The 19758-nt window shown below is 39.5% G+C and carries 16 protein-coding genes and 3 tRNA genes; 10 read left to right on the forward strand and 9 right to left on the reverse strand.

Features of this window, described 5'->3' with window-relative positions:
- Positions 1-10 precede the first annotated feature (10 nt).
- From COCH_RS12110 to COCH_RS00915, 6 genes are all read left to right on the forward strand, one after another.
- Positions 11-415 carry a hypothetical protein gene (locus COCH_RS12110; RefSeq protein WP_041546605.1) on the forward strand — a complete coding sequence of 135 codons (405 nt, stop codon included), beginning with the start codon at positions 11-13 and terminating at the stop codon, positions 413-415.
- Between the two features lie 434 nt (positions 416-849).
- Positions 850-1035 (forward strand): hypothetical protein, encoded by a 186-nt coding sequence (locus tag COCH_RS00895; protein WP_012796952.1) that lies wholly within the window; start codon positions 850-852, stop codon positions 1033-1035.
- Positions 1035-2036, forward strand: coding sequence for an NAD-dependent epimerase/dehydratase family protein (locus COCH_RS00900; protein WP_012796953.1), 1002 nt, complete (start codon positions 1035-1037; stop codon positions 2034-2036). Before COCH_RS00895 ends, COCH_RS00900 begins: the two co-directional genes overlap by 1 nt.
- Complete coding sequence (gene lpxK / locus COCH_RS00905; protein ID WP_012796954.1) at positions 2033-3043, forward strand: tetraacyldisaccharide 4'-kinase; 1011 nt, start codon at positions 2033-2035, stop codon at positions 3041-3043. Before COCH_RS00900 ends, lpxK begins: the two co-directional genes overlap by 4 nt.
- A 30-nt stretch (positions 3044-3073) precedes the next feature.
- Positions 3074-3625, forward strand: a complete 552-nt coding sequence (locus COCH_RS00910) for a thioredoxin family protein (RefSeq protein WP_012796955.1) — start codon at positions 3074-3076, stop codon at positions 3623-3625.
- A gap of 127 nt (positions 3626-3752) precedes the next feature.
- Positions 3753-4916 (forward strand): sigma-54-dependent transcriptional regulator, encoded by a 1164-nt coding sequence (locus COCH_RS00915; RefSeq protein ID WP_002676357.1) that lies wholly within the window; start codon positions 3753-3755, stop codon positions 4914-4916.
- A gap of 160 nt (positions 4917-5076) precedes the next feature.
- Here COCH_RS00915 and queA read toward each other — a convergent pair whose 3' ends face one another.
- From queA to argS, 6 genes are all read right to left on the reverse strand, one after another.
- Positions 5077-6126 (reverse strand): tRNA preQ1(34) S-adenosylmethionine ribosyltransferase-isomerase QueA, encoded by a 1050-nt coding sequence (gene queA, locus COCH_RS00920; RefSeq protein ID WP_009421022.1) that lies wholly within the window; start codon positions 6124-6126, stop codon positions 5077-5079.
- A 206-nt stretch (positions 6127-6332) separates the two neighbouring features.
- Positions 6333-6405 (reverse strand) — tRNA-Pro (locus tag COCH_RS00925).
- A 106-nt stretch (positions 6406-6511) separates the two neighbouring features.
- Positions 6512-8212, reverse strand: a complete 1701-nt coding sequence (locus COCH_RS00930) for a bifunctional alpha/beta hydrolase/class I SAM-dependent methyltransferase (RefSeq protein ID WP_041546607.1) — start codon at positions 8210-8212, stop codon at positions 6512-6514.
- A gap of 152 nt (positions 8213-8364) precedes the next feature.
- Positions 8365-8450 (reverse strand) — tRNA-Leu (locus tag COCH_RS00935).
- Positions 8451-8474: 24 nt separating this feature from the next.
- Positions 8475-8547, reverse strand: a tRNA-Gly gene (locus COCH_RS00940).
- Positions 8548-8675: 128 nt separating this feature from the next.
- Entirely contained in the window at positions 8676-10469 is a 1794-nt protein-coding gene (gene argS / locus COCH_RS00945; RefSeq protein ID WP_012796957.1) for an arginine--tRNA ligase, read from the reverse strand.
- A gap of 517 nt (positions 10470-10986) precedes the next feature.
- On the opposite strand from argS, the gene gcvH reads away from it, so the two are divergent.
- The 3 genes from gcvH to COCH_RS00960 are packed head-to-tail and all read left to right on the forward strand — an operon-like array spanning position 10987 to position 12481.
- Positions 10987-11367 carry a glycine cleavage system protein GcvH gene (gene gcvH / locus COCH_RS00950; protein WP_012796958.1) on the forward strand — a complete coding sequence of 127 codons (381 nt, stop codon included), beginning with the start codon at positions 10987-10989 and terminating at the stop codon, positions 11365-11367.
- Entirely contained in the window at positions 11360-11707 is a 348-nt protein-coding gene (locus COCH_RS00955; RefSeq protein WP_012796959.1) for a VanZ family protein, read from the forward strand. The genes gcvH and COCH_RS00955 overlap by 8 nt, the downstream gene beginning before the upstream one ends.
- 36 nt (positions 11708-11743) lie before the next feature.
- Complete coding sequence (locus COCH_RS00960; protein WP_012796960.1) at positions 11744-12481, forward strand: energy transducer TonB; 738 nt, start codon at positions 11744-11746, stop codon at positions 12479-12481.
- A gap of 411 nt (positions 12482-12892) precedes the next feature.
- Here the strand turns inward: COCH_RS00960 and COCH_RS00965 are convergent, their stop codons facing one another.
- The 3 genes from COCH_RS00965 to COCH_RS00975 all read right to left on the reverse strand — a co-directional run bounded on the left by COCH_RS00965 (position 12893) and on the right by COCH_RS00975 (position 17262).
- A complete protein-coding gene (locus COCH_RS00965) occupies positions 12893-14380 on the reverse strand; it encodes a GH3 auxin-responsive promoter family protein (protein WP_012796961.1) in 1488 nt (495 codons plus the stop codon).
- A 163-nt stretch (positions 14381-14543) separates the two neighbouring features.
- Positions 14544-16121 carry a replicative DNA helicase gene (dnaB, locus tag COCH_RS00970; protein WP_009418771.1) on the reverse strand — a complete coding sequence of 526 codons (1578 nt, stop codon included), beginning with the start codon at positions 16119-16121 and terminating at the stop codon, positions 14544-14546.
- Positions 16122-16305: 184 nt separating this feature from the next.
- Complete coding sequence (locus COCH_RS00975; RefSeq protein ID WP_002673067.1) at positions 16306-17262, reverse strand: acetyl-CoA carboxylase carboxyltransferase subunit alpha; 957 nt, start codon at positions 17260-17262, stop codon at positions 16306-16308.
- Positions 17263-18296: 1034 nt separating this feature from the next.
- Between COCH_RS00975 and aspA the strand changes: the two genes are divergently transcribed.
- On the forward strand, positions 18297-19688 hold the full coding sequence (gene aspA / locus COCH_RS00980; RefSeq protein WP_009410654.1) for an aspartate ammonia-lyase: 1392 nt from the start codon (positions 18297-18299) through the stop codon (positions 19686-19688).
- Positions 19689-19758 lie beyond the last annotated feature (70 nt).

Consider the following 19758-nt stretch of genomic DNA (forward strand, 5'->3'; position numbering starts at 1 on the left):
ATAAAAGACGGTGCGAACCGCACGGGCAGATAAACAAAAGACGAACAAAAGACGAACAAAAGACGAACAAAAGACGAACAAAAGACGAACAAAAGACGAACAAAAGACGAACAAAAGACGAACAAAAGACGAACAAAAGACGAACAAAAGACGAACAAAAGACGAACAAAAGACGAACAAAAGACGAACAAAAGACGAACAAAAGACGAACAAAAGACGAACAAAAGACGAACAAAAGACGAACAATGAACGAACAAAAGACGAACAAAAGACGAACAAAAGACGAACAAAAGACGAACAAAAGACGAACAAAAGACGAACAAAAGACGAACAAAAGACGAACAAAAGACGAACAATGAACGAACAAAAGACGAACAAAAGACGAACAATGAACGAACAAATGACGAACAAATGACGGTGCGAGCCGCACGGGCAAATGAACAATGAACGAAGAAAAGACAAAAGATGAACGAACCTAAGTAGAAGGTAAGTTAAAGCTAAGATAGACATAAAAACAAAGTTTTTAATAGATTTCAACATTGCCAAAATTTGAAACTTTGGCAATGTTCATAGAAATGACGGTGCGAGTAGGACGAGCAGATGAAGAATAAACGAACACAAAATAAAAATAAGACGGAGGTAAGAAGAGAGACAATTGGGTGTTTTCAACTTTATCAAAGTTTGAAACTTTAGCAAAACTCATACTGCAAAAGTAATAGTATATAAAGGATACCCCTACCCCACTCCTAATTAAATGCTTTTCAGTTATTTTTATGCATCAAATGGTATATTTGGCAAATAATTATTATCTTTGCCCCGACTAAGAAACTAAAAAAACAAGGTTCAAGAATGATAAAACACAAGTATGGCAGAACGCAAACCAATTTGCCCACTGAAATTATTGAACTACTGAACAACCAAGTGAGTAAAGAATTGGTATGTTCTATTCTTGACCCCTTCGAGTTCTACGACGAAAAAGATTCGCCTATAGCTCTTAAACTTATTGATAAACACATTCTTTTAGACGAAAAATAATGATTTTAGTAACTGGCGGAACAGGGCTGATTGGCAGCCGCTTGCTTTTTTACCTTACTCAAAACAAGGAGCATAAAGTAAGGGCTATCTATCGTAATGCCCATTCATTAGAAAAAATCGAACAACTTTTTATACAACAATCCCCCAATGGAGCGGAACAATTCCGCTCTATTGAATGGGTAGAAGCCGATATAAGTAACATTCCCGCACTCGAACAAGCGTTTGCGAATATTTCTTTTGTTTTTCACTGTGCAGGCTTTATCTCTTACCAACCTAAAGATTTTGCTCAGCTCATCAAAGTGAATGTGGAAGGAACGGCTAATATCGTAAACTTGTGTATTGACTTTAAGGTAAAAAAACTCTGTTATGTGAGCTCTGTAGCTACCCTTTCGGCTTTGCCTCACACACCTATTGATGAGAAAAACGACTGGAATAGTGAGGACAATAACACTGATTACGCTATCAGTAAGAACGGTGGCGAAATGGAGGTATGGCGTGGCTCGCAAGAAGGATTGCCAGTGGTTATTGTAAATCCTTCAGTGGTGTTGGGTGCTGATTTCTCTGAACAAGGCTCTGGCTTGTGGTTTAAAAAAGTAGCTGATGGACAGAAATATTACCCCACAGGGGGTACAGGTTTTGTCGCGGTAGACGATGTCGTACGTGCAATGATTGCCTTACAATTCTCCGAAGTTACGGGAGAACGCTTTGTGCTGAATACGGCTAACCTTACTTATCAATCACTTTTTGAGAAGATAGCCAAAGGATTAGGAGTGAAAGCTCCTACTAAAAAGATTTCTCATAAAGTATTGCGTCGTTTGGCACGTTTAGACGGCTTTTTGAGTTTCTTGGGTATCAAAAAACGAACCCTCACTCTCCAAACAGCCGATGCTCTCGGCTTAATAAGAACTTATAATGGCAATAAAATAAAAGAGTTTATCGATTTTCAGTACAGTGATATCGATGAAGTAATCCAAGAGATTTGTGCAAAATATCCACTATGAGAAAATGGGTTAAATATCTTTTTAAAATACTTCTTTCCCCTTGGGCGTGTTTGTATGGTGCAATAGTTCGTCTGCGCCATTGGAGCTACAACGTGGGTATCTTTAAAGAACATACTTTTGCTGTACCTACTATTTGCGTGGGCAATGTAGCAGTAGGAGGGACAGGTAAGAGCCCAATGGTGGAATACCTCATCAGGCGATGGCATAAACAGCGTAGAGTGGGCGTGCTCAGTCGTGGTTATAAACGCAAGACAAGGGGCTTTATATTAGCTACCGAGACTTCTACGGTATTGGATTTAGGTGATGAACCTTTCCAATTTTGGTGGAAATTTAAGGATATTATCTTAGCTGTTTGTGCCAACCGAGTAGAAGGTGTAGAACGAATGCTCGCCTTGCCTATGCCTCCTGAACTCATTATATTAGACGACGCTTTCCAACATCGCCCCGTAAAAGCAAAAATCAACATAGTGCTCACCGCTTACGGACATCTGTTTACTGACGACTGGCTACTGCCAATGGGGCGACTCCGCGATGTAGTAAGCCGAGTGCAACAAGCCGATATAGTGGTTGTAACTAAATGTCCTCCCTCATTGTCAGAAAAAGAACGTACTCAGCTTATAGCGCGTTTACAGAAGCATTGCCTTTGTCCTATAGTCTTTACAACCATTGCCTACGATAAGCAAGTATTTTCAGAGACGGAAAACATATCTTTGACGACTTTCATTCAAGAACCTTTTACTTTGGTAACAGGCATTGCCAATCCGAATCCGCTACTCACATTCTTGAAAGAACAAGGAGCAGATTTTCAGCATTTAGCTTTTGCCGACCATCATCATTTTACCGAGAGAGAAATACAGCAATTGCAAGGTAAGCGAATCCTAACCACTGAGAAAGACTACGTGCGCCTGCAACCTCATTTGCAAGACTTGTACTACCTGCCTATCGCAATGCAATTCCTCACCCCCACTGATGAACATACATTTGGCACGGTTTTTGAAAATCTATAAACACGAAAAAATTACAAACTTTTATCAACTATGACAAAAAAACTCATCGCTATTGTAGCTTTTGTTTTGGTAGCTACTGCTACTCTTGAAGCTCAGGAAATTAAATGGATGACTTTTGACCAAGCTATTGCTGCTCAAAAGAAAAAACCTAAAAAAATATTTATTGACGTATACACTAATTGGTGTGGACCTTGCAAGATGTTAGCGAACAACACTTTTAAGAACAAAGACTTAGTAAAGTATGTGAATGATAATTACTACGCTGTAAAGTTCAATGGTGAAGGTAACGAAGTAGCAAACTACAAAGGACAAAAGTTTGAGAACAAAGGCTATGACCCCGCATTGGCTGAACGCCGTAACGCCACACACCCACTTACTGGCTATATGCAAGTACAGGCTTACCCAACAATGGTGTTCTTAGACGAGAATAACGATTTGATAACAGGTATCACCGGGTATATGTCGCCTACTCAATTAGAACTCTACTTGAAGATGTTTAACAACAATGATTACAAAAAAATCACTACTCAACAAGAGTTTCAAGTATATCAATCGAAGTTCAAACCTACATTTAAAAACTAATAAATACACTTTTTCATAAACACACGTCAAAAACTCTTGGCAGAATGTCAAGAGTTTTTTATTTTTTTACTACCTTTGCGGAGTAATTAGCAGATTATCCAAATTGGCAAATGGAAAGATTGAATTTATGGCAAAAATACTCATCATAGAAGACGAATCGGCAATTCGCCGTGTACTTACCAAAATATTGGTAGAAGAAAGCAAAGAGTACGAAGTAGAAGAAGCAGCTGATGGTGTAGAAGGCGTTGAGAAACTCAAAAAAGAGGACTACGACTTAGTGCTATGCGACATCAAAATGCCTAAGATGGACGGTATGGAAGTACTTGCTGAGGTCAAGAAACTCAAACCCGAAATACCCTTTGTGATGATATCAGGTCACGGCGACCTCGAGACAGCAGTAAACGCAATGCGCTTAGGGGCTTACGACTATATCTCAAAACCACCTGATTTAAACCGCTTGCTTAACACCGTGCGCAATGCACTTGACAAGAAGAAATTAGTAGTAGAGAATAAACACCTCAAAAAGAAGGTGAGCAAGAGCTATGAGATGATAGGAGAAAGTGCCCCTTTGCAACAAATCCGTCAGATGATAGAAAAAGTAGCGCCTACCGAAGCGCGTGTGCTCATCACGGGCTCTAATGGTACAGGTAAAGAGTTGGTAGCTCACGCCATTCATTACCAAAGCGAGCGCAGTGAAGCTCCGATGGTAGAGGTGAACTGTGCCGCTATTCCTTCCGAACTGATAGAAAGTGAACTCTTTGGGCATATCAAAGGGGCGTTTACTTCGGCGGTAAAAGACCGTGCAGGTAAGTTTGAGGCTGCTAACAATGGTACTATTTTCTTGGATGAAATAGGCGATATGAGTCTCTCTGCCCAAGCCAAAGTGTTGCGTGCGTTGCAGGAGAACAAGATTACCCGCGTGGGAAGTGATAAGGACATCAATGTAGATGTACGTGTAATAGCGGCGACCAATAAAGATTTAAAAAAAGAAATAGCCGAAGGTCGTTTCCGTGAGGATTTGTACCACCGTTTAGCAGTAATTCTCATCAGAGTACCGTCACTTAACGAACGCAGAGACGATATCCCGCTACTTATTGATTATTTTTCAGCAAAAATAGCCGAGGAACAAGGTATTAGTCCGAAGAAATTTAGCAAAAAAGCAATAGAGCTTCTTCAAAAACAAGATTGGACGGGTAATATTCGCGAACTGCGTAATGTAGTAGAGCGACTCATTATCTTAGGAGGCAAAGAAATCTCCGAAGACGATGTAAAAGCGTTTGCAGGAAAATAGTGCGAACTGCACTGGCACTTTAAATTAGGAAATAAGTAAGCGTTACAAAATCTTACTGATTAACTATGAACAAAATATAATTTCTCTCTATACTATTCAGAAATAAAAAATGACGGCAAGGAGTTCTCTCTACCGTCATTTTCTTTATATATAACTCTTCTTATAGAATAAGCATCGCATCACCGTAAGAATAGAATTTATATTTCTGCTCTACGGCTTCTTTATAAGCACGCATAATGAGGTCGTGCCCCGCAAAAGCCGAGACCATCATTAACAAGGTGGATTTAGGAGTGTGAAAGTTGGTAATCATTGCATTGGCTATACTAAAATCGTATGGAGGAAAAATAAACTTATTTGTCCAACCGTCAAATGGATTTAGAAAACCATCAGATGAAACTGAGCTTTCCAACACGCGCATTACGGTAGTTCCTACCGCACATACACGTTTTTTATTCACCTTAGCTGCATTAATGATTTTTGTTTGACTTTCAGGAATATGTATCTCTTCACTATCCATTTTGTGCTTAGAAAGGTCTTCTACCTCTACAGGATTGAAAGTTCCTAATCCCACGTGCAAAGTTACTTCGGAAAAGGTAATACCTTTTATTTCCAAACGCTTCATCAAGTGTTTGGAAAAGTGCAACCCCGCAGTAGGTGCAGCAACAGCGCCTTCGTATTTAGCATAGATAGTTTGGTAGCGTTCTTCATCTTCAGGTTCTACCGGACGAGAGATGTATTTAGGCAGAGGTGTTTGCCCTAATTCTGTAAGATGTTGGCGAAACTCTTCATAAGTACCATCGTATAGAAAACGAAGAGTGCGACCACGAGAGGTCGTATTGTCTATTACCTCGGCTACCAATTCGGCATTTTTGCCAAAATAGAGTTTATTGCCTATCCGTATCTTTCGAGCAGGGTCTACAAGTACGTCCCACAAACGTTGTTCAGCACTGAGTTCACGCAACAAAAATACTTCTATCTTTGCCTTTGTTTTTTCTTTATTCCCATACAAGCGAGCAGGAAATACTTTAGTATTGTTCAGTACAAACACATCTCCATCGTCAAAATAGTCGATTACATCTTTAAATAGTCGGTGTTCGATTTCTCCTGTTTTACGATGTATTACCATTAAGCGTGCTTCGTCGCGGTTCTCACTGGGATACTCAGCTAATAGCTCTTTAGGAAGTTCAAAATTAAAGTTTGAAAGTTTCATATATTTTCTATATAATAATCATCAGTTTATAAATGGTATCCTAACCTTTATGCTGAATTTAGAACAATCCATATTGTTCTCCACCATAAATATCCGTAGATATACATTCAAAGAAATAGACGCTAAAGAAGGGTAAAATAGAGATATAATAACAAAGGAAGATATACCTTATTCATTTCAAATAGCTATTGTATAAAAAGAAAAAGTCGGGATGACTGGACTCGAACCAGCGACCACACGCACCCCATACGTGTACGCTACCAACTGCGCCACATCCCGATTTTTAATTTCAGAGCGCAAAACTACTACCTTTTACAGAAACTACCAAATAAATAGATTAAAATATTTTACAACAAGGGCTATTTATTTGATATACTGAAAAGTCCTATTTTTCTATCTTCCCTAATGAAACTGTAAAAATTCCAAAATCATCTATCAGCATATCCTGCTTTTGCACTCCATTAAGAGAAAATATCCCGTCTAACTCTCGCTGACTACGGCGACGCATCACCCAATCTCTCTCTTGATGACTTTTTAGTACAAAGGCTATCGTTTTGAGTTGTGGGTGCCACGGCTGTCCTGTATAAATCAAAAAACCGTTTTCTGAAATCGACACAACTCCCTTTACCGCCTCATTAGCTAATTTATTATCACCAAAAAGTTCAAAAATACCAGATATGATAGTGATATTAGGATTATAGTCTAAACTTGTGTAGTTATCGGCTTTAAAACAATTGTAGTTAGTGAATCGTATATCTTGAAAGCCTCTTTCTCTGACGGTTTGCTCCCCTTTTTCTATATTAGCTGGTAAAAACTCATTGATGACAATTTCTACCTCTGGGTGCTTTTCTTTGATGTCAAACAAATAATTACCTACTCCTCCAGCAATATCAAGTATCTTTACTTTCTTCCCTTCGGCTTGCAAAGCTTGTATCGCTTTATCTACTTGCTCCAATAAGTGTGCTTTGCGTATACGTACGCCTCGCCACCCAATGGCATTGAGATAACTTTTGTCCATCAGTTTACCTATACCCCATTTCCCTTGAGGAATATTCTTGTAAACGTAATCCATTGAAGCTCCTGAATCAAATCCATATTCCAGTCCTATCGCCATTCCGCCACTGAGGTATCCTAACTTACTCAGTGCCCATTTCTGAAATCGGTAATAGTACTTTTCTCTATTGGGTATGAGCTCGTATTGCATTATTTCATACTCTTTTTGAGTAAAAGTATCGGGTTTCAAAGAAGGTGATACAAGAGGTGTTTCAAAAGCTCTACTGATAAACTGTTCAAGTAATTTATATACCTCTTCTCTGCCTTGCTCAAACAAAATGCCGTGGTGGAATCCTTCTAAGGTAACAAATTCTTTTATTTCAGAAGATAAGTTTACATAGAATTGTTTCTGCTGCTTGTTAATCACCACAAAGTCTTTTTCAGCTGAAAGCAGTAGTGTAGGAATAGTAATAGCAGCAGCATCTTCCACCAATCGCTTACCTGCATTAGCTAAATCTATAAGCAGTTTCCCGTTGATAGACCGCGTGATAAACCTATCGGTATCATAGGCGCGTTGCTGTTCAGGGTCACGAGTGAGCATTTTAGACTTAACATAGCTCTTTACAACAAGATTAGGTTTCACTTTTAGTGCTAATTCTATAGCTTGCTTGGCTAAGGGAACTATTAAATTGATTTCAAAAGCAGGTGCTAAAAGTGCCATTCCAGCAATACGTGGAGCAAAATCGTGTACCCAAGCCGATACAATCACCCCTCCTATGCTGTTGGCTACTACAAAAATATCCTCTTCTTGCACGCCGTATTCTTGTTGCAAAAACTTAGCAAAAGCATCTAAATCTCGTACTGAATCCATAAAAGCAGGCGATACTGAAGCTTTAGTATGCCCGTGTCCTCTCATATCAAAAGCAAAAATATTATAGGACGCAAACAGCGGGTGCGTAGCAAATTCCTGTAAGCGCTCACCGTACTCGTGACCGCGATGTATTACAATAAGTGTTTTTTGTTGAGGCTTGTAATTCCATTCGTAGAAGTATAACTCTGCCTCTTGATACCCCTTGAAAAAACCTGTATTCATCATCTTGTTATTTTATTGTGCAGGCAAAGGTACGCTTTTTAATGATAAAAACAATAAAAGTGAAGGATAATTACTTCATTAAATTAATATTTAAGGAGTATGTAATAACAAAAAAATCACTACCTTTCTTCGTAAGTAGTGATTGAAGATTGTACTCGGAGCGGGACTTGAACCCGCACAGGCATTACTGCCCACTGGATTTTAAGTCCAGCGTGTCTACCGATTCCACCATCCGAGCCTTCTATGATAAACATAAAAAAAGAGCGAAAAACGGGGTTCGAACCCGCGACCTCAACCTTGGCAAGGTTGCGCTCTACCAACTGAGCTATTTTCGCTTATTTCTTTTCCAATAAATTTGCAACTGGCTTTTCCTTTATTTGCGGTTGCAAAGGTACAACAATTATTCATTCCTGCAAATTTTTTGAATACTTTTTTTATAACTTTTTTATACTACTATTATAACCTACATTCTCTCAGGAACTTGTATGCCCAGCATTTTAAACGACTCTGCTATAATTTCTCCTATTTTCTTGCTCAACATTACCCTAAAATCACGCTTGCTCTCCTCTTCCTCTCCTAAAATTGATACATTTTGGTAAAACGAATTGAAGTCTTTTACCAAATCATACACATAATTGGCAATAATAGCAGGACTATAACTATCAGCAGCATCTTGTACAACCGACGGAAATAGGGTGATGCTCTTTAACAAAGCCTTCTCTTTTTCGTGTAAACCACTAACTTTCTCTACCGCTGCTTCATTCCTACCTCCCATTTCAGCATACTTGCGCATAATCGACTGGATACGAGCGTAAGTGTATTGTATAAACGGACCTGTATTCCCTTGAAAATCGATAGACTCTTTAGGGTCAAACAAAATACGCTTCTTGGGGTCTACTTTTAATATATAGTATTTCAAGGCTCCCAAACCTATGGTGTGATACAAGGCTTCTTTCTGCGCTTCGGTATAACCGTCGAGTTTGCCGAGTTCTTGTGAAATCTCTTTGGCAGTTTGCTCCATTTCAGCAATAAGGTCATCGGCATCTACTACGGTACCCTCGCGACTTTTCATCTTGCCACTGGGCAAATCTACCATACCATAGCTCAGGTGATATAAGTGTGATGCCCAATCGTAACCCAACTTTTTCAGGATAAGAAAAAGCACTTTGAAGTGATAATCTTGCTCGTTACCTACCGTGTACACCATTCCTTTTACGTCAGGATAGTCCTTCACACGCTGGGTAGCAGTCCCCATATCTTGCGTCATATAAACCGACGTACCATCAGCACGAAGCACCAACTTCTCATCTAAGCCATCGGCGGTAAGGTCACACCAAACGGAACCATCTTCTTTCTTGAAGAACACACCTTGCTCCAAACCCCGTTCCACAATGTCTTTCCCTAATAAATAGGTATTGCTCTCGTAGTAATACGAATCAAAATCAACACCTAAATTCTTATAAGTGACGGCAAAACCATCGTATACCCAGCCATTCATCTGTTTCCAAAGTTTTATTACTTCGGGGTTGCCTGCTTCCCATTGGCGAAGCATCTCTTGGGCTGCTACAAATATAGGAGCTTGTTTTTCCGCTTCTTCTTTGGTCTTCCCTTGTTCTACTAATTGCTGTATTTCAGCTTTGTACACCTTATCGAACGCCACATAGTAATTCCCTACTAATTTATCACCCTTCAACCCGGTATTTTCAGGAGTCTCACCATTACCAAAACGTTGCCACGCCACCATCGATTTGCAAATGTGTATCCCCCTATCGTTGATGATTTGGGTTTTATACACCTTATGTCCAGCTGCTTTTAAGATTTCAGCTACCGAATACCCTAAGAGATTGTTGCGGATATGCCCTAAGTGCAACGGTTTATTAGTATTAGGTGATGAGTATTCCACCAAAATAGCCTCTTTGCTATTAGGCGTTGCCAAACCAAACTGAGGATTATTCTTCACTTCTTTTAAAAAGTCGATGTAGTAACTATCAGCAATTACAAGATTTAAAAAACCTTTAATCACATTGAAGTCAGTTACCAAATCACCTGCTTTCTCTTTTAAGTAACCTCCTATTTGTTCTCCTATCTGCACAGGATTACCTTTGATATGACGCAATAGCGGAAACACCACAAGAGTAACATCGCCCACAAACTCTTTTTTAGTCTGTTGCAATTCAACGCTTTCTAAGCTCACACCATACAGTTCTTGTACAGCTTGTAATATATATTGTTTAAGAGTATCGTTTAAGTTCAACATTTGCAAATTCTTTCTTTTGAGAGGGCAAAGGTACAAATAATTTAATATATAAAAACATTTTGCTTTCAGTTTTATTCCCAGCGCCCACCTTCTTATCCTCTTCTTTTCCTCACTTTATCCCCCTTCTCCTTTTAGTCATCTATCGTTATTAACCCACTGTAGACCCACTGTAGACCCACTGTAGACCCACTGTAGACCCACTGTAGACCCACTGTAGACCCACTGTAGACCCACTGTAGACCCACTGTAGAGCCACTGTAGACCCTCTATAAAGCCACTATAGACCCTCTATAAAGCCACTCATTGTTCAATTATCCTATAAGCTTTGTATAATCCTCTCCCAATTTCACCATTAACCATTAATCATTAACCACTCGTATAGCCCGCACCTAATCTACTAATTTACCGACCATTATCCCACAACTCAAATAAAATGTTAAAATTTTTCTAATAAAAATTTGGTAGTTACAAAAAAAGAGAGTACCTTTGGCTCGCTTTTTAAGACATTTATTGGGCAATGAACTTTCCATCTGATTTAAAATACACTAAAGAACACATATGGGTGCGCATCGAAGGTGATATAGCCACAGCAGGCATTACCGATTTTGCACAACACCAATTAGGCGACATTGTGTATGTGGAAGTAGAAACCATAGGCGATACCCTTAATGAAGATGAAATATTTGGCAGTATCGAAGCCGTAAAAACAGTATCCGATTTATTTATGCCCCTCACGGGCGAAGTAATCGCGTTTAATGAACCGCTAAACCAAAAACCTGAGAAAGTAAATACCGACCCATATGGCAAAGGGTGGATAATACAACTGAAAATAAGCGATATTACCCAGTTAGATAATCTACTCTCAGCCGAAGCTTATAAAACCCTAATAAATGCTTAAAAAACACAAATACACTTTGTTATGGGGTATATGGACGATAGCTATTATCACTCTAAGTCTTATCTCATCCAGCGAAATGCCCAAAGCACCTCGCATTCCCTATTTAGACAAAGTCGCTCATTTCAGCTTCTATTTCGGTTACACAGTACTGTTTATATTAGCATTTAGAAGTAAATTATGGGCAGTAATCACCGCCTTGTTTTTAGGCGCAACAATGGAAATATTACAAGGCTTACTCACCACTACTCGCTCTGCCGACTATATTGATATGCTCTTCAATACATTTGGCACAGTTGTTGCTCTACTGTTTATGAGAAAGTATGAAAAGCTTTTCAGATAAAAAGTATATTTAATAACCTTTTAAAAGAAAATCATTATGCAACCTAAAAAAAATCCGAAAGCCGATTTGGCAAAAAGTAGCGGATTGTTCTTTGCCATAGGATTCGCTCTTGTATCAGCCCTTACCTTATGGGGGTTCGAAACAAAAGTGTATGACAAAAGCGTTCAAGACAACCGTACGTCAGATGTGGATAAGGCTCTTGACGAAAATCAAGAGAACTACACAATGGAGACCCCTCCTGAAACTCCACCACCTCCACCACCTCCAGCCCCTACAGTGGTAGAGGAAGTAAAAGTAGTGGAAAACGATACTAAAATCGAAGAACAAGTAATTGGTACTACTGAAACTACTAAAAATGAGCAAATAGCTAAAGTAGAAGAAATTAAACAAACTGTAGTAGAAGAAGCTCCTGATGTAGATGTGCCTTTTACTATTATCGAAGATAAACCTATGTTCGAAGCTTGTAAAAACGTTCCTAAAGATCAACAAATGAAATGTTTTCAAGAAAACTTGAACAAACACGTAGTAAAGAACTTTAGCTATCCACAAGCTGTCGCCGAAATGGGTATTCAAGGAAAAGTATTTGTAAACTTCCGCATCAATACCGATGGTACTATTACCGTTTTAGGAGTGCGTGGTCCCGATAAAATTTTGGAAGATGATGCTAAGAAGCTTATTATGAAACTTCCTAGACTTATCCCTGGTAAACAACGTGGTAAACCTACACCAGTTACCTTTGCTTACCCTATCAACTACAAATTACAAAACAACTAAAAAACAAAAGCCAATAGTAAAATGCTATTGGCTTTTTTATTTAACGTCAGTTCGATATATACAATACTGATTTACAGCTGTGTTTACATTGTAATCTGTGAAATCTAATAGCGAAGCTAGTCATCCGTGGATTTTTGTTCCATAATATTAAAATCTATTTGTGTTTAAATCCGTGCAATCTGTGTAATCTGTGCGAGACTTTCAGGCAACTTGTTGCCTATTTGTTTGATTTGTGAAGATTTATAAGATTTCTGTAGCGTAAGCCACACTTTTCTTACGTCGAACTCATATCATTTAATAATTCTACATTATTGTTAAGCAAAAATGATTTGCATTTGTTTGTAGAGTCAAAGTCTTCAATAACTGAATATGTAAGGCAATTCGCGATTCTTAAGGTAATCAGTCTTAATCTTAACTTTTAACTAATCGCTCCACAAGGCTTCTATCATTCGCCAATCGCTGTATTTTATTCTGTCCGCCGAGTTTTCCTTGCGACTTCATATAAGAAGCAAAACCGCTTTCGGGAACTTCGGTAATTTTGAGTGGTTGGAGTACTTTACCTTGTATGAGGTCGTAGTAGTACATATTCTGTTTTTGTAACGCCTCATCTATCACTTGGGCAAAGCGTTTCATATCAGTAGGTTTTTGCTCAAATTCTACAAACCACTCGTGATAAGGCAATTCACCTCCTACCGGATTTACCTGAGGAGCGACCGTAAATTCTGTGATACGCGCTCCTGTAGCCTCTAACCCCTCGCGCATTGCCTCTTCCACTTCTTTGCCAATCACGTGTTCGCCAAAAGCCGAAATAAAATGCTTAATGCGCCCTGTAACTACGATGCGGTAAGGCGCAAGCGAAGTAAATTGCACCGTGTCGCCTATGTTGTAACCCCAAAGGCCGGCATTGGTAGAAATAATGAGTACATAGTTCACCCCCAATTGTACGTCCTGCAAAGCCACTCGTTTGGGAGCATCACTGAAGAAAGTATCAGCTTCTACAAACTCGTAAAAAATACCCGAATTGAGCAATAAGAGCATTCCTTTCTCTGTCTGACTATCTTGATAGGCAAAGAATCCCTCGCTGGCGGGATAGAGTTCTATGCTATCCACTTTGCGCCCGATGAGGTGCTCAAATTGTTGGCGATAAGGCTCGTAGTTCACCCCTCCATAAATAAACAAGTTGAAATTAGGAAACAGTTTTCCTACTTTAATACCAGAGCGCGTGTACAATCGCTCGAAGTACATCAGCACCCACGAAGGTATCCCGCTGATGAGAGTCATATTTTCAGAAAAAGTTTCGGTAACAATCGCTTCTACTTTGGTCTCCCAATCTTCTATACAGTTGGTTTTATACGAAGGCATACGATTGCGCTGCAAATAAGCAGGCACATAGTGTGCCACGATGCCCGAAAGTCGTCCTGTTTTAATGCCGTTTTTTTCACCTAAAATAGGACTTCCTTGCAAGAAAATCATCTTTCCTTCTACAAAATCGGCTTTTTTAGTCTCGTGTATATAACATAAAATCGCATCACGTGCTGCCTGAATATGGAAGGGCATCGAGTCTTTGGTAATAGGGATATACTTCGCCCCGCTGGTAGTCCCTGAAGTCTTGGCAAAATAGAGCGGTTTGCCTTTCCATAGCACATCTTTTTCGCCTTCCACTACCCTATCGATATAAGGACGCAAGGCTTCATAATCGCGTATAGGCACGCGGGCAACAAAATCTTCATACGTTTGGATTTCCTCAAAATGATGGTCACGCCCAAAAGCCGTATTTTTGGCTTGTTCTATAAGCGACAGGAATACTTTTTGTTGTGTGTCTATTGGAGCTTTAACCCAGCGGTCTATCTTTTTTTTAACGATAGAGGCAAATATTTTGGATATATATGATTTAATCATAATGAAGTCTGTTTGACTCCGCAAAGATACTACTTTTTTTAATTTGGAATACGATAAGTATTAATTTTATAACAAAGCCATTCCTCTCTCCGCATCATTTTATGCTATTGAGAAGAATGGCAAAAAAGTTTTCTTGGATATTCACAAACTCCAAGAGTTATTTTTAGTAAGGTATATCGTCTTCGGTTGAAGCTGTTGAAGGTGCACCAAAAGCCTGCTCCGGATTGGCAGTAGGCACTGTTTCAAAAGCTACATTTTCATTCATCTTCGAAACAAATTCTTGTGTTCCCATAGGTAAATAGCTTCCACTGTCGTATTCCTCTAAGTTAGCAAACCTTCCCAAATGTCCTTCAAACTTCAATCGGATACTATCCAAACCTCCATTGCGGTGTTTAGCCACAATAAATTCAGCTTGTCCAGCGGTAGGTGTTCCTGATTCGTCGTCCCATTCTGTAATTTTATAGTATTCAGGACGGTAGATAAACGATACAATATCGGCGTCTTGCTCAATAGCTCCTGATTCACGTAAGTCGGATAACTGCGGACGCTTTTGCTGTCCAGGACGTGATTCCACATTACGCGAAAGCTGTGAAAGCGCTATTACGGGTATGTTCAACTCTTTTGCAAGAGCTTTTAAGTTACGAGAAATTGTAGAAATCTCTTGCTCGCGGTTACCCACTCCTTTGCTACCTCCTGCCGTCATCAACTGTAAGTAATCAATAATAATTAGCTGAATGCCGTGCTGTGTAGAGAGTCGGCGCGCTTTAGCTCGGAGGTCAAAAATTGATATAGAAGGCGTATCATCTATAAAAAGAGGAGCTTTTTCTAGGTCTTTCACCTTAGTATTTAGCACATACCACTCGTGCTCTTCCAACTTCCCTGTACGCAATTTCTCTGACGACAAACCTGTTTCTGAGGAAATCAAACGCGTAATAAGCTGTACCGACGACATTTCCAACGAGAAAAACGCTACGGGTATCCCCTGCCCTACTGCTATATTTCTTGCCATAGAAAGCGTGAGGGCTGTTTTCCCCATACCTGGGCGTGCCGCTACGATAATAAGGTCGCTCGCTTGCCAACCTGAGGTGAGTTGGTCAAGCTTGGTAAAGCCCGAAGGTACTCCACTAAACCCATCAGTTTTATTAGAGAGGTCTTGTATTTTCTTGAGTGCTTTTATCACCAAATCTCCCGCTGCTTCACTGGAACGTTTTAGGTTACCTTGTGTTACTTCATAGAGCTTCTGCTCAGCACTGTCCAACGAATCAAACACATCGCGAGTATCGTCGTAAGCGTCTTCTATAATTTCCGAAGAAATTTCAATGAGCTTGCGCTTGATGAACTTCTGTAAAATAATACGCGCGTGAAATTCTACGTTAGCAGATGATGATACTCGTTGGGTGAGATTAATAAGGTAAAACTCTCCTCCCACCGCCTCCAAATTGCCATTTTTGCGAAGTTGTTCTGCCACCGTAAGCAGGTCGATAGCTTCCGATTCGTTGAAAAGTTCAAAGATAGCTTGATAGATAAGTTGATGTTGCTTTTTATAAAAAACTTCAGGGTTGAGTATATCTATCACATCATCAACGCCTTTCTTGTCAATGAGCATAGCTCCCAAGATAGCTTCTTCAAGATTGAGGTCTTGTGGAGGGAGCTTTCCTCGCTCTAAACTCACTTGTGTTCGCGAGAATGGTTGTATTGCAGGAACAATTTCTGGTACTGATGTGTTTTCTGTTTCGTTCATACGGCAAAGATACGAAATAGTTTAATTTTGGGTAGATGATTTTACCCACAAACACTGTTAATAGTCTGTTGATAACTTCTGAAAAGTTTTCTTTACTCTTCTATTTAGCAACCGTTTACTATCTTCATTTTATAAAAAAAGCGCTTAAATAGCGCCTTTATAAGTTGTTGATATTATCATTTTCTTACTTCTCACTGAACACCCCCATCGCGAGGTACTTGTTCATTCGTTTTTCAACCAATTTATCGGTGGGAAGCTTCTTCAAATCCTTATAAGTGTCCAATATCACTTTGCGAACAGTAGCAAACATCATTTCGCGATCGCGATGTGCCCCCCCGAGTGGTTCTTTAATAATCTCATCTATCAGTTTTAACTTCTTCATATCAGGAGCGGTGAGTTTTAGTGCTTCAGCAGCTTCTTTTTTGTACTCCCAGCTACGCCATAATATAGAGGAACAAGACTCTGGCGATATTACCGAATACCAAGTATTTTCAAGCATATACACTTTATCACCTACACCGATACCTAGCGCTCCTCCCGAAGCTCCTTCGCCTATGATAAACACTATTACAGGCACTTTTAAACGTGACATCTCCAATATATTGCGAGCAATAGCTTCTCCTTGTCCGCGTTCTTCAGCTTCAATACCAGGGAAAGCTCCTGGCGTGTCTACAAAACTCACTATAGGAATGTTAAACTTTTCAGCTTGTTTCATCAATCGCAAGGCTTTGCGATACCCTTCGGGGTTTGCCATACCAAAATTGCGATATTGTCGCATCTTAGTATTTACTCCTTTTTGCTGACCAATAAACAAAAAACTCTGGTCATCTATCTTTCCAAAACCTCCTATCATCGCCTTATCGTCTTTCACTGTACGGTCGCCGTGAAGTTCCAAAAAAGTGTTTCCTGCAAGTGAGTTGATATAGTCAAGAGTATAAGGTCTCTCTAAGTGACGAGAGATTTGCACTCGTTGCCACGCCGTAAGATTACCATAAACTTCCTTCTTTACTTGGTTGAGTTTCTTTTCTATCTTCTTGCAAGCATCAGTCATATCCACATCACTTTCATTACCGATGACCTGACACTTTTCCATCTGTTCTTCAAGCTCTTTAATAGGTTGTTCAAAATCTAAATATTCCATAAACTAAGCGTTATTTGATTTTTTAGAATGCAAAGATATAAAATAATTTTGAATTACGAACTAATATTTTTTGTTTATAAGCTTACCTCCCTTTTTTTGTCCGGCAATTCTTCCAAGCAATTAAATGATTATCAACGTTTGTTCAATATAACTCCAACTAATTTGCTAATTTAATCTCCCGTCTCTTCTATCCCACCCATCTTACCTCGTCCCTCTCGTCCTCATTTGCCAATTTCCAAATTTACTAATTCTCTAATTTCCCAATCCGCCTATCCACTTTCCGTCATAACCCTAATACCTATGCCCTAAGCCCCCACACCTCCCCATTTACTAATTTTCTAATTTGCTAATTCTCTAATTTTTCTTCCCTTTTTCCGTCACCACATTCCCCCTTTTCCGTCATACTCCCCCCTAGTACCTATGACCTAAGGCCTATCACCTATTCCTTTTCTTTCGCCTCGAAACCCTGTTTTTAACATTTTTAGCGTTGTTATATCACATTATGATTCAACTACTTACATACCCTTTCTATACCAATCGTCCAAGATTCGTATAAGCTTCCTATAAGCTCTCTATAAGCTAACCCCACCCTTCTCACAGCCTTTTTGCACCAATTTTTCTCTCAACCCTATTCCGATTTTCTTCATTTTCTTCCGATACCTCCTTAGTACCTCTGTTTCCTCTCCAACCCTTCTCGAAAACTCAGAGTTTTTCGGAGTTTTTTCGACAATTCTCAAATGTATGACTCATCCGGTCTGTCTACAAGTTCGACCTGCCAAATAACTATTTTCATCTCTTCCTTTTACCAATTTGCTAATTTCTAAATTTACTAATCTACCAATTTTTGTTTAATTTCTAAGGCATAACCTCACTCCTTTAAATCGAAGTTACGTTGTCTTAAAAAATATTTTTCTTTTTTCTTTTCTATTAAAAAAAACTTCCGTACTTTTACCGAAATTTTTTAAACCAATACATTTTCGTTGCATAACGTAAGTATCATATATAAAATTACTAAAAATATAAAATTTAAAATTATGACAAAATTTAGAACAGAATCCGACCTTATCGGCGACTTGCAAGTGCCCGCCGATGCTTATTATGGCGTACAAACACAACGCGCCATCGAAAACTTCCGCATTACAGGAACTAAAATGGGTGATTACCCTGAGTTTGTAAAAGCTATTGGTTATGTAAAACTCGCCGCAGCTCAAACAAACCACGCTTTGGGATTACTCCCCGACGAACTACTCAAACCTATTTCTGAGGCTTGCAAAGAAGTAATCGAGGGGAAGTTTAACCATCAGTTCCTCGTAGATATGATTCAAGGAGGGGCTGGTACTTCGGTGAATATGAACGCTAATGAAGTAATAGCCAATCGCGCCTTGGAAATTATGGGGTATCCTCGCGGTGATTACCAACACTGCTCTCCTAACGACCACGTGAATCAATCACAGTCTACAAACGACGCTTACCCTACTACTGTAAAGTTAGCTGTTATCAAGATGAACGAAACGCTCATCAAGCGCCTATCATTGCTCATTGAGGCTTTTCGGAAGAAAGGTAAAGAGTTCGCCGATGTAATAAAAATGGGTCGTACCCAGTTGCAAGATGCCGTACCTATGACGCTTGGTCAAGAATTTGAAGCTTTTGCAGCCAACCTCGAAGAAGAAATCGCCCGCTTGCAAAGCAACGCCAAGCTCTTCTTGGAAATCAATATGGGAGGTACCGCCATTGGTACAGGACTCAATGCTCCTAAGGGATATGCCAAACTATGTGCCGAAAACTTGGCTAAACTCACAGGCGAAGCCTTCGTTACTGCTTCTAACTTGGTAGAAGCTACCCCTGATACCGGTTCATATGTAATTTATTCCTCTGCGTTAAAACGTATGGCTGTAAAACTCTCTAAGATTTGTAACGACTTGCGTTTGCTCTCTTCAGGACCTCGTGCAGGACTCAACGAAATCAACCTGCCTAAAATGCAACCTGGTTCGTCTATTATGCCCGGCAAAGTAAACCCTGTTATCCCCGAAGTAGTGAACCAAGTGTGCTTCAAAGTGATTGGTAATGACCTTACCGTTACCTTCGCCGCTGAGGCAGGTCAGTTGCAACTCAACGTAATGGAACCCGTGCTCTGCCAGTGCATTATCGAGTCTATCGTATTCTTAGAACGCGCTATCGACACCTTGCGCACCAAGTGTATCGAAGGTATTACCGCCAATCGCGAAGTATGCCTCAATATGGTAAAACACAGTATCGGTATCGTTACAGCGCTAAACCCACATATAGGGTATAAAAATAGCACCAAGATAGCCAAAGAAGCCCTTGAAACAGGTAAGTCAGTGTACAATTTAGTATTAGAACACGGCTTGCTTTCTAAGGATAAGCTAGATGAGATTTTAGACCCCAAGAATATGTTAGGCGTTTAATAATTTATAAATTTAGAGATTTCAATATTCAACAAGAAAAGGCGTAACCTTTTTTAATATCAACTTCCAG

Source organism: Capnocytophaga ochracea DSM 7271 (assembly GCF_000023285.1).
Taxonomy (GTDB): Bacteria; Bacteroidota; Bacteroidia; order Flavobacteriales; family Flavobacteriaceae; genus Capnocytophaga; species Capnocytophaga ochracea.